This window comes from Streptosporangium sp. LJ11 (assembly GCF_051918945.1).
Classification (GTDB): domain Bacteria; phylum Actinomycetota; class Actinomycetes; order Streptosporangiales; family Streptosporangiaceae; genus Streptosporangium.
Map to the genome: position 1 here is coordinate 269,397 of NZ_JBPXMB010000007.1, position 12,907 is coordinate 282,303.

A 12,907-nucleotide genomic window follows, 5' to 3' on the forward strand; every position below is an offset into this window, starting at 1 on the left:
CACCCAACCTTCGGGACCTTCCTCCGGACCCTCCGGACCCTCCGGGTCTTCCGGAGCCTCCGGGTCTTCCGGAGCCTCCCCCGCCGGGACCGCGAACGGATCCCGGGAGTGGCGGGGGGTCGCGGCGGAGAACCAGGACGAGCTGTCGGCGCGGGTGTCGTTCCTGCTGCGCGACAGGTCCAGGCGGCTGCTCGGCGACCTGCTGCGCCCGTACCGCAAAGAGATCATCCTGCTCGTCGCGATCATCGTGACCTGCAACGTCGCCTCGCTCGCCATCCCCTACCTGGTCAAGGTGGGCATCGACGCGGGCATCCCGCCGATGGTGGCGGGCGCGGGACCGCGGACGCTGGTGACGGTCGTCGCGGCGATCCTGACGGCGGCGGTCGTCCAGCTGGTGACCCGGCGGATATTCCTCAGGATGGCCGGGCGCATCGGTCAGGGCATCCTGCTGGAGCTGCGGCGGCGGGTGTTCGTCCACTTCCAGCGGCTGTCGCTGTCGTTCCACGAGGACTACACCTCGGGCCGGGTCGTCTCCCGGCTCACCTCCGACATCGACGCCATCTCCGAGATGCTGCAGTCGGGGTTCGACGACCTCGTCACCGCCGTGCTGACGCTGGTCGGCACGGCGGTCCTGCTGCTCGTCCTGGACGTCCACCTCGGCGTGGTCGCGCTGCTTCCGCTGCCGATCCTGATGCTGTTCACCGGCTGGTTCCGGCGGCAGTCGAGCATCATCTACCGCAGGACCCGGGAGACCGTGGCCCTGGTGATCGTCCACTTCGTGGAGTCGATGGCCGGCATGCGCGCGGTCCAGGCGTTCCGCGGGGAGCCGCGCAACCAGGAGATCTTCTCCCACCTGAACGCCGACTACCGCGACGCCAACCAGCGAAGCATGCACCTGGTCGCGATCTTCTCACCGGGCGTCAAGCTGATCGGGAACGTGACGATCGCGGCCGTCCTGCTCTACGGGGGCACGCTGGCGATCCAGGGTGAGGTCACGGTGGGCGTGCTGGCCGCCTTCCTGCTCTACCTGCGCCAGTTCTACGAGCCGATGCAGGAGATCTCGCAATTTTATAACACGTTCCAGTCCGCAGGGGCGGCGCTGGAGAAGCTCTCCGGCGTGCTGCAGGAGCGTCCCGTGGTGGCCGAACCCGACGACCCGGTGACGCTGGAGCGGCCACGCGGGAGAGTCGAGTTCCAGGGCGTGGAGTTCTCCTATCTGGACGGCACCCCCGTGCTGCCCCGGCTGGACCTGGTGGTCCCCGCCGGGCAGACCGTGGCGCTGGTCGGCACCACCGGGGCGGGCAAGACCACGCTGGCGAAGCTGGTCTCCAGGTTCTACGACCCGGTGGCGGGCCGGGTGCTGCTGGACGGCGTCGACCTGCGCGACCTCGGCGAGGAGTCGCGGCACGCCGCGGTGGTCCTGGTCACCCAGGAGAACTTCCTGTTCAGCGGGTCGGTGGCGGACAACATCAGGTTCGGCCGGCCGGGCGCGAACATGACCGACGTGGTGGCGGCGGCCCGCTCGATCGGTGCCGACGCGTTCGTCTCCGCGCTTCCCGAGGGGTACGACACCCAGGTCGGCAAGCACGGCGGCCGCCTGTCGGCCGGGCAGCGGCAGCTGGTGGCGTTCGCGAGGGCGTTCCTGGCCGACCCGGCGGTGCTGATCCTCGACGAGGCGACGTCCAGCCTGGACGTCTCCAGCGAGCGGCTGGTGCAGCGGGCGATGCGGACCATCCTGGCGGACCGGACGGCCCTGATCATCGCGCACCGCCTGTCGACCGTCGAGATCGCCGACCGGGTGCTGGTGATGGACGGCGGCAGGATCATGGAGGACGGCCCGCCCGGCGAGCTCGTCCGGCGGGCGGGCCGCTACGCCGACCTGCACCGCGCCTGGCTCGACAGCATCTCCGACCACCGCGACGTCCCCGGCTGACCCACCCGGCGGCCGGGCACGGCGAGCTCGTCCGGCGGGCGAGCCGCCACTCGTTCGGGTCCCGCGACGTCCCCGGCCACGTCAGACGGGGCGCGCTCAGGACAGGGCGCGCTCAGAAGACGGGGCGCGCATGAAAGACGGAGTGCGCCCGGAAGACGGGGCGCGGCCCGAGCCGGAATCGGGTGCCCGGAATGTCGGGCACCCGATTTCCGGCGGACCCTGAACCCCGGGAACGGGACCCGCGTATCTCAGGGCGGAACGGCACGAATGATCCTTCCCACCCGCAGGAAAGGGGCAGTGATCTCGATGAGCACCCGGCGGTCGCGCAGAAGACGGTCTCTGACCGCCACCTTGCTGGTCTCCGCCATATTGGTCGCCGGGTGCTCGTCAGCGGCCGTGACGGCCGGGACCGCCGTCCAGGCGGTGGGACTGGCCGGCGATCGGGCGGACGCGGACGTCCGCTTCTCCCAGGAGATGATCCCCCACCATCGCCAGACGATCCAGCTCGCCGGCCTGGTGGACGGCCGGAGCGAGAACCCGTACGTGCGCGACCTGGCCGCGAAGATCAAGAAGGACGAGGCCGCCGACATCGACCTGATGTCCGGCTGGCTGCGGTCGTGGCAGGTCGAGGTGCCGGCGGAGGGCGACCACGCCGCGCACGACATGCCGGGCATGCTGTCCGCCGCCCAGATCTCGTCCCTGGAGGGACGGTCGGGTGCCGCCTTCGACAAGCTGTGGCTGAGCGTGCTGGGCAAGCATCTCGACAGCGGTGTCCGGATGGCCCAGGTCGTGATCGCGCTGGGCAGGCACCGGCCCACCGCCCGGCTGGCGGAGAGGATGGTCACCGGGCAGCGCGCCCTGATCGCCGAGATCGGGGAGAAGCTCGCCTGAGCCGTCGTGCCTCCGGGTGGCGGGCCGTCCAGGAGCGGGCCCGCCACCCGGAGGTACGAGACCCTCCAAAAGGGGCATAAGCGCGAGGCACTGCCGGGTCGCGGCGCCGGCGGTGACGCCGGACGGCACCCGGTGTGTCCGGCAGGCGGCGGACGTCCGCCCGATTCCCCGCTGGAGGTCTCATGAGCACGACCGGCAGGCGTCCCGTCCTCGCGGACCCCGTCCGGATCACCGATGACGCCGTGGAGATCCTCGACCGCCGCGTCTATCCCTTCGAGCACCGCTGGGTGCGCTGTGTCACCAGCGAGGACGTCGCGGTGGCCATCGAGCGGATGGTCACCCAGAGCACGGGCCCGTCGTTCGCGGCGACCGCCGGGATGACGCTGGCCGCCCGCGAGGCGCGGGGCGAGCCGCCGGGCCTGGCGGCGGCGCGGCTGCGTAGGGCGGGCGACCGGCTGATCGCGACCCGGCCCACGAACAACCACATCCGCGACGCCGTGGAGGCCGTCCTGGCCGCCACGGTGGACGGGCCGCTGCCCGAGGCGCACGGGGACGAGCTGGTGAAGGCCGTGACCCGGGCGGCGGCCGAGCACGACGCGGCCTACCTGGCGAGCAGCGCGGCCGTGGGCAGGCACGCGGCGGCGCTGCTCGACGACGGCGCCCGTGTCCTCACCCACTGCTGGGCGGACGCCTACCTGATCGCGACCGTCGAGGCCGCGCAGGAGGCGGGCAAGCGGCTGGAGTTCGTCTGCACCGAGACCCGGCCCTACCTGCAGGGAGCGCGGCTGACCGCGCCGACGCTGGTGGAGATGGGCTACCGGCCCACCCTGATCACCGACGGGATGGTCGCCTCGGTGCTGTCCGACGGGCTCGCCGACGTGGCGCTGACCGCGGCGGACCGGGTGACGATGGACGGGCACGTGGTGAACAAGGTCGGCACGCTCGGGGTGGCGCTGGCCGCCCGCGCCTTCGACGTCCCGTACTACGTGGTGATCCCCGCGCCCGACCCGCGGGCGCCGGGTGTCGACGACGTCGTCATCGAGCGGCGGAACGGCGACGAGGTCCTGTACGTGCTGGGGACGCGCACCGCGGGCGAGGGCGTGACCGGCCACTACCCCGCCTTCGACGCCACCCCGCCGCACCTGGTGACGAGGATCGTGACCGAGCACGGCGCCTACCCCGCCGAGCGCGTGTCGGAGCACTTCGGCCCCGCGGAGGGTTCCCGATCGCCGAACGGCACCGCCCGTACGTGACGGACGGCGCCGTTCTCGCCTGACGGGCGGTGCCGCCCGCTCTGCCCCGGGCCCTGCCTCAGCCCGAAGGCACGGACGATCGTCTGCTCGACAGGGGTGCTCCTGGACGAGCTCATCAGGGCGTCCTTGAGCTGCCCGCCGGTCCAGCGGAGGTGCGTGGCGGCGAGGTGGGGGCCGTGACCCTGCCGGTCGGCGGCCTCCTCGCCGGGTACCGCTGGAGGAACGCGCTCGACGCGAGCCGGGCGGCGGGCCGATCCCGGTCGGCCCCTCTCCGTCGCCGTGGGACGGGGGGCGGGCCCCCGCACCCCGCGAACCTTCGCCCACCACGACACGAAGGCCCCTCTCGCCGAAGCGAGAGGGGCCTTCGTGGGATATGGCGACCCGGAGGGCGCGCCGGGCTCAGCTGGCGGTGCCCGCGGTCTCCTGCTCCGCGGCGCGGCGCCTCTCCTCCTCCTCGATCGCCTCGACCGTCTCGTTGTCGCGGTCACGGCGGTACTCGCGGACCGAGTAGGCGATGGCGGCGGCCCAGATGACGGCGATGGTGATGTAGGCGAAGGTCTGGACGCCGCTGGAGGCGTCGATCCAGTCACTGCGCAGCAGGGTCCGGACGTTGGTCAGGATGATGACACCGCCGACGGCGGAGCCCAGGATGCGCGGCGGGATGTGCCGGACCAGCCAGGCGGCGATGGGGGCCGCGATGACGCCGCCGATCAGCAGCACGGCGACCCAGGAGAAGTTGATGTTCTCGGAGCCGATGCCGACGAAGAAGCCGATGCTGGCGGCGATGGCGACCAGGAACTCGCTGGCGTCGATGGAACCGATCACCTTGCGCGGCGCCAGGCGGCCGCTGGCCAGGATCGCCGGGGTGCCGACCGGGCCCCAGCCGCCGCCACCGGTGGCGTCGACGAAGCCGGCGACCAGGCCGAGGGGCGCGAGGAAGCGCTTGCGCAGCGGCTTGCCCAGGTTGCCGCGCGGGAGGCCGAAGGCCGTGAAGCGGATCAGGACGTAGACGCCCAGCGCGAGCAGGATGATCGACATGACCGGTGCCGCGACCTCGGTGGAGAGGCCGGACAGGAAGGTGGCTCCCGCGAACGCGCCGACGGCGCCGGGAACACCGATCTTGGCGACGACCTTCCAGTCGATGTTGTTGAAGCGCCAGTGGGATATGCCCGAGGCGAGGGTCGTGCCGATCTCTGCGAGGTGGACGGTGGCCGAAGCGGCGGCGGGGTTGGTGCCGATGGCCAGGAGCAGCGTCGTCGAGGTGACACCGTAGGCCATGCCGAGGCTGCCGTCGACGAGCTGTGCCGCGAAGCCGACCAGGCCTAAGAGGATGAGCGCACGCACAACGCCCCCCTTCCTGTTTTTCCTACTCTGTTGATAGGAATTATCGTGATTGAATGCCAAGGCGACGTCAAGTCACGTTTCGAGCAAGGCGTCTCAAGGTATGGGAATCTTCATCCCACGCGCGGCGCGCGGTGCACCGTCACACCCTGCGCCGCCCGCCGGCCTCGGCCACCGGCGACAGGAGGGCGGCCAGGCTGACGGTGTCGACGATGGCACTTATGGAGGTCTCGATGTTCAGCCATACCGTGCGCAGCCGCACCGCCTCTCCGAAGTAGGCCACGTCGCCGGTCGGCAGCCCTCGCACCGAGGTCAGCTCTCCGGCGACGGCGCGCAGGACGTCCCCGACCGAGATGTCGACGGGCGGCCGGGTGAGTGTGAAACCGCCCTCGTGGCCCCGCTGGGCGAAGACGAGGTCGGCGCGGCGCAGGTCGGTCAGGATGCCGCGCAGGAAACTCGCCGGGATCTCCTGCGCCTGGGCCATCGTCTCCGACTTGACCGGGGCGGGATCGCTCAGCGCGATGACCAGCATCGCCCTTATGGCGTAGTCGCTCCGAGCCGTGATGTGCATCCGAAAGTCCCCCCGACGGTGCGCCTCTGCCGCTGGCCGATGGCCTCATGTGGGCTGCTCTCGCTTAAATCTACTATCTCTACAGGTTAACTGTGAATTATTCTCGTGGTCAGGTCTACCCGCGAGAGCGCCGGCGTACCCCTGCCGTCGCACGCCGGCGCCGCGTTCCCGAGGCGTTCCCGAGGCGTTCCCGAGGCCCTGTGGCCGGCCGGCGCCGGAGAAGGCCTGTGGGGTCAGTGACCGACGGAGTCGGAGTCGGTCGCGGCGGCCTCGCCCCGGTCGAGGGAGGACAGCTCGGAGACCTCCTCGGGGGTGAGGGCGAAGTCGAAGATGTCGGCGTTGGCCCTCATCCGTTCGGGGCTGGACGACTTCGGCACGGTGATCAGGCCGAGCTCGATGTGCCAGCGCAGCACGATCTGGGCGGGGGTCCTGCCGTGCCGCTCGGCGGCGGCCGTGACGACCGGCTGCGCCAGCAGGTCGCCGCCCTGCCCGATGGGACCCCAGGACTGGGTGGCGATCCCGTGGGCGGTGTCGTAGGCGCGGGGCTCGTCACGGGTGAAGAACGGGTTGAGCTGGATCTGGTTCACGTCGGGCACCACGCCGGTCTCGGCAAGGAGCCGGTCGATGTGGGCCGGCTTGAAGTTCGACACGCCGATCGCCCGCACGCGACCGTCCTCCAGCAGCTTGACCATACCCTTCCACGCCTCCACGTAGCGGTCCTTGCGCGGCAGCGGCCAGTGGATCAGGTAGAGGTCGGCGTAGTCGAGGCCGAGCCGGTCCAGGCTGGCCTGGTACGCCTCCTGCGCGGCGTCGTATCCGTGCCACTCGCCGTTCAGCTTGGTGGTGACGAACAGTTCCTCCCTCGGCACCCCGCTCGCCCGCAGCCCGCGCCCCACCCCGGTCTCGTTGCGGTACGCGTAGGCGGTGTCCACCAGCCGGTAGCCCATCTCGACGGCCTCGGCGACCGCGACCTCCGCCTCCTCGTCCGACATGGGCCAGGTGCCCAGGCCGACCTGCGGGATGTCCGCGCCGTTGACCAGCTTCAAGGTTGGGATGTCCAGAACAGTCATGGCCGACAGCCTTCCACGCCGGGTCCGGCGAGCCGTCGCCGGGGAGCGGTCACGCCGGGCGCGTCGCCTCGGGGAGACGCTCGCGGACGAGGAACGTCCCGGCCAGGGCGACCAGGGCCAGGAGGGCGAGGACGATCCCGTAGTACGTGGTGAGTTCGACGAGGGGCAGGTGGCCCGCGACGATCCCGGCGGCGGTGGCGGGGATGCTCATGGCGAGGTAGCTGACGATGTAGAAGGCGGCCATCAGCCCGGCCCGCTCGTGCGGGGCGGCGGCCGGCAGCAGGATGCGCGCGGCGCCCTGGAAGCCCGCGCCGAAGCCCAGCCCGGCGACGACCGTACCGGCGAAGAACAGCGCTCCTGAGCCGGCGTTGACACCGAGCAGGGTCACGACGACGCCGAGGGCCAGCAGCGCGGAGGCCACCCGCATGGCGCGCGGGGCGGGGACCGCCCGCAGGGCGAGGATCGCGACGGTGCCGCTGATGGTCAGCGCGAAGACCAGCAGCCCGCCCACCACGACCGATCCCGAGCCGGTGACCTCGCGCGCCAGGGACGGCCCCAGGGACAGGTAGAACCCGCCGAGCGCCCACCCGGCCACGGTGATCGGGGTGACCAGCAGCAGGACCCGGCGCGCCCCTGCGGGCACGCTGACGCGCGGGCGCAGCGAGGCCAGCGCGCCCGCCCGGCGGCCGGCGGACTCGGGCAGGAGGAGGATGGCGGCGCCCTGCAGCACGAACGCGACGGCCAGGACGACGAACACCGTCCGCGTCGGCGCGGGCAGGTACTGCACGAGCAGGCTCGATCCCAGGCCGCCCGCCGCCAGGCCCAGGGCGGGCGTCACGCTGTTGACCAGCGGGCCGCGCGTCCGGTCGGCGTCCAGCAGGCCCGCCCCCAGCGCCCCGGTCGCGGCCCCGGTGGCGAAGCCCTGCAGGACGCGCGCGACCACCAGGGCGGTCACCCCGTCGGCGGAGGCGAAGATCGCCATCGCGACCGTCTCGAGCGCCACCGCTCCGAGGATCACCGGGCGGCGCCCGACGTGGTCCGACAGGGAGCCCACGGTGAGCAGGGCCACCAGCAGGCTGACGGCGTAGACGGCGTAGACCGCGGTCAGGACGCTGGAGGAGAAGCCCCAGTGGCCCTGGTACACGGCGTACAGCGGGGTGGGCGCGCTGGCGGCGGCCATGAACGTCGTCAGGGTCGTCGCCAGGAGCACCACGGCCGCGCCGGCCCCCAGGCGGACCCGCTGGGCGGGCAACGTCGAAGTCACGGTGGACATGGAGGAACTCCCGAAGCTTTAAAGCAAAAGATTTGCGTTAGCAACGTACACACCTCGGGCCACTGAAGCAAATATTTTGCGTTAAGCTCGGTTCATGGCGACGAGGCAGGCGGTACGCACCGGGGGACGGAGCGCGCGGGTGCAGCAGGCCGTCCACGAGGCGGTACGGGAGCTCCTCGCCGAGCGCGACCGTGCCGACCTGACCGTTCCGCTCGTCGCCGCCCGCGCGGGCGTGACCCCCTCGACCGTCTACCGCAGATGGGGTGACCTGCAGGAACTGCTGGCCGACGTCGCCCTTGAGCACATGCGGCCCGACGGACCCCCCGCCGACCTCGGCAACCTGCGGGACGACCTCGCGACGTGGGCCGAGGAGTGGCTGGAGGAGATGTCCTCCCCCACCGGGCGCGCGTTCACCCGCGACGTGGTCGCCGGCGACGACGACGGCAGGAGCACCGGGCAGTGCTGCGCGTACACCAGCAGCCACATCCAGACCATCCTCATCCGCTCCGCCGGGCGCGGCGAGGACGTGCCCACGCTGGACGCGGTGCTGGACCACGTGGTCGCGCCGATGACGTACCGGCTCCTGTTCATGAGCGACTCCCTCGCTCCCGGATACGGCCGCGCCCTGGTCGACGCCCTGCTGGGCTCCCGATAGCGGCCGGGCGGGGGACCACAGGATCCGTCCGCGGCGCCGCGTCTTCGGCGTCTTCGGCGTCTTCGTGTGCGCCGTCCCGCTCGGCTCCGCGGGCGGCGCCGGCCCGGCGCGGCGGGAGAGGAGCCACCGCGGAAGGCGGTTCGCAAGCGGGCCGCAACCGGGCCCTCCTATAAAGGGTCGCGTTCCCGTATGGTCCATCGGGCGGGCCCCTCCCCTCGGGGTGTCACCCGCACCGGCCTGTCCACGAACTCCCGCCCGGCACCGCTCTCCCCCGCCGGCGGATCCGCGCGCCTCGGGGGAGACAGTGAGAGAGACATGTTCAGCCTTACCCGCCTGCTCGCCGGGGCCGTGATCGTGCTGCCCGCCCTGCTCCCCGCCCCCGCGGCGTCGGCCCACGCCGTCCAGGACACCCACGCCGTCCAGGACGGCCGGAGCGCGCGGGACGACCGGGCGACGGGGAGCGCCGCCGGCTGCAGGCCCGGCAGCGGTCCCAAGCTCGCCGGCAGGGACCTCACCCGGGTCGCGCTGCCCGCCGACCTGTCCTGCGCCGACCTGCGGAGGGCGAGGCTGGACGGCGTGGTCGTGCGCAGCCTCCTCACCGGGGCCGACCTGCGGGGCGCCTCGCTCAAGGGCGCCCGCCTCGGGAACGCCGAGATGGCCGGGGCCGAACTGCGCGGGGCCGACCTGACGGAGGCGGAGCTGTACTACGCGAACCTGCGCGGCGCCGACCTGCGCGAGGCGACCATGGACGACTCGCTGCCCTACGGCGCGCACTTCGAGGGTGCCGACCTGAGCGGGGCCACGATGGTGCGCGCCAGGACGTACGGAGCCCAGTTCGACGACGCGAAGCTGGTCGGTGTCGACCTCACCGACGCCGACGCCTACGGCGTGGACCTGCGCCGAGCCGATCTCACCGGTTTCAAGGCGCCCAAGGCCCGCATGTACGACTCCACGATGATCAGGGCCGTGTTCCGGGACGCCGACCTGCGGGGCGCGCAGTTGCGCGGGTCGGTGCTGGACGGCGCGACCTTCCAGGGCGCCGACCTCGGCGGGGCCGAGCTGCGCGAGGCCACGGGCGCGCTGCTGGCGGGCAGCAAGGGCATGCCCAAGGACCTGCCGACCCCCGACCCGGCGTGCGCGCCGGGCAGCGGGCAGAAGTACGCGGGCTGGGACCTGACCTCGGTCGCCGAGTTCCCCCGGGACCTGAGCTGCGCCGACCTGACCGGAGCCAAGCTGGACGGGGTCGACCTGGGCAGCGTCAAGCTGGACCGGGCGATCCTGCGCGACGTCTCGGCCACCGGGGCCACGATCCGCTACCTCAAGGGCGCCGACCTGCGCGGCGCGCGCCTGGAGCGCGCCAAGCTCGGCAGCGTCGAGCTGATGGGGGCCGACCTGACGGGGGCGCGCATGGCGAGGGCGGAGCTCGGCAGTGCCAAGCTCGCCGGGGCGAACCTGTCGAAGGCGGACCTGTCGGGGGCGGCGTTCGGCAGCGCCGACCTGACGCAGGCCAGGCTGGGCGGCGCCGACCTGCGCGATGCGGAGTTCGGCAGCGCCAGGGCCGACCGGGCCGACTTCACCGGTGCCAGGATGGAGCGGGCCGACCTGAGCAGCGGCAAGTTCCAGGACGCGGTCTTCCGCGGGGCGACGCTGACCGACGCCGACCTGAGTTTCGCCGAGCTGCGGGGGGCCACCTTCGTGGACGCCGAGGTCACCGGCATGGAGACCGGCCACGCCAAGGACGCCGACCTGTCCGGGTCGTCCAGCCGGATGGCGATCGGCTGGGTGATCTTCCTCTCGCTGGTGGGCCTGGTCGCGCTCTGGGTGCTGGTCAAGGTGGTCGCGCGCGGGCGGCGGCTCGGGAGGGCCGTGAAGCTGGAGGCGTCCGAGCGGGCGGCCCGCCTGGAGAAGACCAGGCTGTCGCAGGAGGAGAACGTGACGCGGCTGGGTGAGGAGATCGACCGCCTGGCCGACGGGGGCGAGGGCGGCGACGACGTCAACTGGCACCGGGCCCTGGACGCCTACGACGCGGCCAAGCAGGCGCTGGCCGCCGCCCGCGACATCGACGAGGTCAAGGCCGTCGACATCATCGTGGCGCGGGGGCGTGACGCGTTGAGGGGACGCACCGCGAGGTAGGAACCGGCGGGTGGGAACCGGCCAGTGCCACCGCGGCCGGCGGTCCGGCGGCGATCCACAACGCGAGGTTCGTCATCCACTCCTTGATCGAAGATTGCCCGCACCGCGTATGACGGGACAGCGCCCCCTCCTGTGACATCCCCTGGACCCGACGCGGGAAGGCGCACGGCCTTCTCCGGCACGTCCTCGTCCCGGTCGTGGGCGACCTTCACCGGAACCCCGGCGAGGCGCGTGCCTTGTGGACCACGGCGATGACGCTCATAGTTATTCCTTGACACGAATATTCTCCGTAGAGAATACTTTGTTCCATGGACGTACTCCTCACCGCGCTGGCCGACCCGGCCCGATGGCGGCTCGTGAACCTGCTGGCCGAGCGGCCCCGGTCGGTCGGTGTCCTCGCCCAGCTCGCCGGGGCGCGCCAGCCGCAGACGACCAAGCACCTGCAGACCCTTGAGCGCGCCGGCCTCGTCACCTGCCGGCGCACCGGCCAGCGCCGCGTCTACGCGCTCCAACCCGGTCCTCTACGGGACCTGGCGGCCGCGCTCGGCCGGCTCGCCGACACCGCGGACCGGCCCGGTGGCCCTCGCGAGACCTACGACCGCCACGGGCTCAGCCTCCACGCGGAACGACTCGCCGCCGAGGAGCCGGGCTGGGCCGACGGCCGCACGTTCAGGTTCCTCCGGTCGCTGACGGCGCGTCCCGAGGTGGTCTGGCGCCACCTGACCGAGGCCTCCCTGCTCGCCCGGTGGTGGACGCCCGACGACCTCCGCGTCTCCGAGCTCGTCTTCGAGGCACGACCGGGCGGGCGGATCGTCCACGAGTACCGCGATGCCGAGGACGCCGACGGCTCCGACCTCGTCGCCGGGCGCGCGGAGGGGGTCGTCGACGACGTACGCCCCGGTGAGCGCCTCGCCTACCGGCTCTCCCCGCTGCTTCCCGGCGGCGGCCTCGCCTTCACCGCCCACCTCGACCTCGACCTTCGGCCCGTCGACGCCGGTACGGACCTCGAGGTCCACTTCCGGATCACCGGCAGCACGGTCGACTCCGCGGACTTCGTCGCGGGCATCGAGATCGGCTTCGGCCAGAGCCTCGACAAGCTCGCGGCGATCCTCGCCGCGGACTCGCACGATCCCCTCGACACCGGACAAGGCACCGAACACGACACCGGCACAAGGAGCACGAAGTGACGCAGCAGATCGGCGGCCGCAGGGTCGTCACCAACATGAGCCTCTCCCTCGACGGTCACTACGCCGGGCCGGGCGACCCTCGGGACATGGGCTGGGTGATGCCGTACGCGCACACCGACGTCGCCCGCGACCACCTGACCAGCCTCTGGGAACCGGCCACGACCGCCCTGCTCGGGCGGGTCAACGCCGAGGGGTTCCTCGGCTTCTGGCCCACCGTCATCGGCATGGAGGGGGCCGACCCGCGCGACGAGGGCTTCGCGAAGTGGCTCGTCGACACCGACAAGGTGGTCCTGTCCTCCACCCTCGGCGAGGCGCCGTGGGAGCGGACGACGGTCGTCGACAAGCCGGCCGCCGAGGTGGTCGCGGACCTCAGGGCGACCGAGGGCGGTGACATTCTCGTGCTCTCCAGCGCGAGCGTCGTCAAGGCGCTGCTGGCGGCCGACGAGGTCGACCGGCTGGCGCTCACCGTCTTCCCGGTCTTCCTCGGTGGCGGGCCGCGCCTCTTCGACGACGGCCTGCCCGCGGGGCGGTGGGCGCTCGCCGGCCAGGCCGCGGGCGAGCACGGCACGCTGGCTCTCGTCTACGACCGGATCCGCTGAG

At 72.4% G+C, this 12,907-nt stretch carries 11 protein-coding genes; 7 read left to right on the top strand and 4 right to left on the bottom strand.

The features are described from left to right. The first annotated feature begins 154 nt into the window (after positions 1-154). From ACTOQ3_RS13240 to ACTOQ3_RS13250, 3 genes are all read left to right on the top strand, one after another. Positions 155-1,933, top strand: coding sequence for an ABC transporter ATP-binding protein (locus tag ACTOQ3_RS13240; RefSeq protein ID WP_440083684.1), 1,779 nt, complete (start codon positions 155-157; stop codon positions 1,931-1,933). Between the two features lie 396 nt (positions 1,934-2,329). Further along, on the top strand, positions 2,330-2,824 hold the full coding sequence (locus ACTOQ3_RS13245; RefSeq protein WP_440083685.1) for a DUF305 domain-containing protein: 495 nt from the start codon (positions 2,330-2,332) through the stop codon (positions 2,822-2,824). A 182-nt stretch (positions 2,825-3,006) separates the two neighbouring features. Further along, the gene (locus ACTOQ3_RS13250) at positions 3,007-4,077 is read left to right on the top strand and encodes a hypothetical protein (protein ID WP_440083686.1); all 1,071 of its coding nucleotides are present in this window, start codon (positions 3,007-3,009) and stop codon (positions 4,075-4,077) included. Positions 4,078-4,476: 399 nt separating this feature from the next. Here the strand turns inward: ACTOQ3_RS13250 and ACTOQ3_RS13255 are convergent, their stop codons facing one another. The 4 genes from ACTOQ3_RS13255 to ACTOQ3_RS13270 all read right to left on the bottom strand — a co-directional run bounded on the left by ACTOQ3_RS13255 (position 4,477) and on the right by ACTOQ3_RS13270 (position 8,332). Continuing rightward, positions 4,477-5,421 carry a sulfite exporter TauE/SafE family protein gene (locus ACTOQ3_RS13255; RefSeq protein WP_440083687.1) on the bottom strand — a complete coding sequence of 315 codons (945 nt, stop codon included), beginning with the start codon at positions 5,419-5,421 and terminating at the stop codon, positions 4,477-4,479. A gap of 139 nt (positions 5,422-5,560) precedes the next feature. Then, the gene (locus tag ACTOQ3_RS13260; protein ID WP_440083688.1) at positions 5,561-5,989 is read right to left on the bottom strand and encodes an RrF2 family transcriptional regulator; all 429 of its coding nucleotides are present in this window, start codon (positions 5,987-5,989) and stop codon (positions 5,561-5,563) included. Positions 5,990-6,222: 233 nt separating this feature from the next. After that, complete coding sequence (locus tag ACTOQ3_RS13265; protein ID WP_440070250.1) at positions 6,223-7,059, bottom strand: aldo/keto reductase; 837 nt, start codon at positions 7,057-7,059, stop codon at positions 6,223-6,225. Between the two features lie 49 nt (positions 7,060-7,108). Continuing rightward, on the bottom strand, positions 7,109-8,332 hold the full coding sequence (locus ACTOQ3_RS13270) for an MFS transporter (protein WP_440083689.1): 1,224 nt from the start codon (positions 8,330-8,332) through the stop codon (positions 7,109-7,111). Positions 8,333-8,426: 94 nt separating this feature from the next. Here ACTOQ3_RS13270 and ACTOQ3_RS13275 point away from each other — a divergent pair, with 94 nt between their 5' ends. The 4 genes from ACTOQ3_RS13275 to ACTOQ3_RS13290 all read left to right on the top strand — a co-directional run bounded on the left by ACTOQ3_RS13275 (position 8,427) and on the right by ACTOQ3_RS13290 (position 12,906). Continuing rightward, the gene (locus ACTOQ3_RS13275; RefSeq protein ID WP_440083690.1) at positions 8,427-8,987 is read left to right on the top strand and encodes a TetR/AcrR family transcriptional regulator; all 561 of its coding nucleotides are present in this window, start codon (positions 8,427-8,429) and stop codon (positions 8,985-8,987) included. A gap of 315 nt (positions 8,988-9,302) precedes the next feature. Then, positions 9,303-11,120, top strand: a complete 1,818-nt coding sequence (locus ACTOQ3_RS13280; protein WP_440083691.1) for a pentapeptide repeat-containing protein — start codon at positions 9,303-9,305, stop codon at positions 11,118-11,120. A gap of 308 nt (positions 11,121-11,428) precedes the next feature. Then, a complete protein-coding gene (locus ACTOQ3_RS13285; protein ID WP_440083692.1) occupies positions 11,429-12,307 on the top strand; it encodes a metalloregulator ArsR/SmtB family transcription factor in 879 nt (292 codons plus the stop codon). Next, the gene (locus tag ACTOQ3_RS13290; protein WP_440083693.1) at positions 12,304-12,906 is read left to right on the top strand and encodes a dihydrofolate reductase family protein; all 603 of its coding nucleotides are present in this window, start codon (positions 12,304-12,306) and stop codon (positions 12,904-12,906) included. The genes ACTOQ3_RS13285 and ACTOQ3_RS13290 overlap by 4 nt, the downstream gene beginning before the upstream one ends. The last annotated feature ends 1 nt before the right edge of the window (position 12,907 follow it).

Excerpts from the sequence above, each read along its gene's own strand:
- ACTOQ3_RS13250 (WP_440083686.1), top strand. The coding sequence starts at position 3,007 with ATGAGCACGACCGGCAGGCGTCCCGTCCTCGCGGACCCCGTCCGGATC.
- ACTOQ3_RS13260 (WP_440083688.1), bottom strand. The coding sequence starts at position 5,989 with ATGCACATCACGGCTCGGAGCGACTACGCCATAAGGGCGATGCTGGTC.
- ACTOQ3_RS13265 (WP_440070250.1), bottom strand. The coding sequence starts at position 7,059 with ATGACTGTTCTGGACATCCCAACCTTGAAGCTGGTCAACGGCGCGGAC.
- ACTOQ3_RS13270 (WP_440083689.1), bottom strand. The coding sequence starts at position 8,332 with ATGTCCACCGTGACTTCGACGTTGCCCGCCCAGCGGGTCCGCCTGGGG.
- ACTOQ3_RS13275 (WP_440083690.1), top strand. The coding sequence starts at position 8,427 with ATGGCGACGAGGCAGGCGGTACGCACCGGGGGACGGAGCGCGCGGGTG.
- ACTOQ3_RS13280 (WP_440083691.1), top strand. The coding sequence starts at position 9,303 with ATGTTCAGCCTTACCCGCCTGCTCGCCGGGGCCGTGATCGTGCTGCCC.
- ACTOQ3_RS13285 (WP_440083692.1), top strand. The coding sequence starts at position 11,429 with ATGGACGTACTCCTCACCGCGCTGGCCGACCCGGCCCGATGGCGGCTC.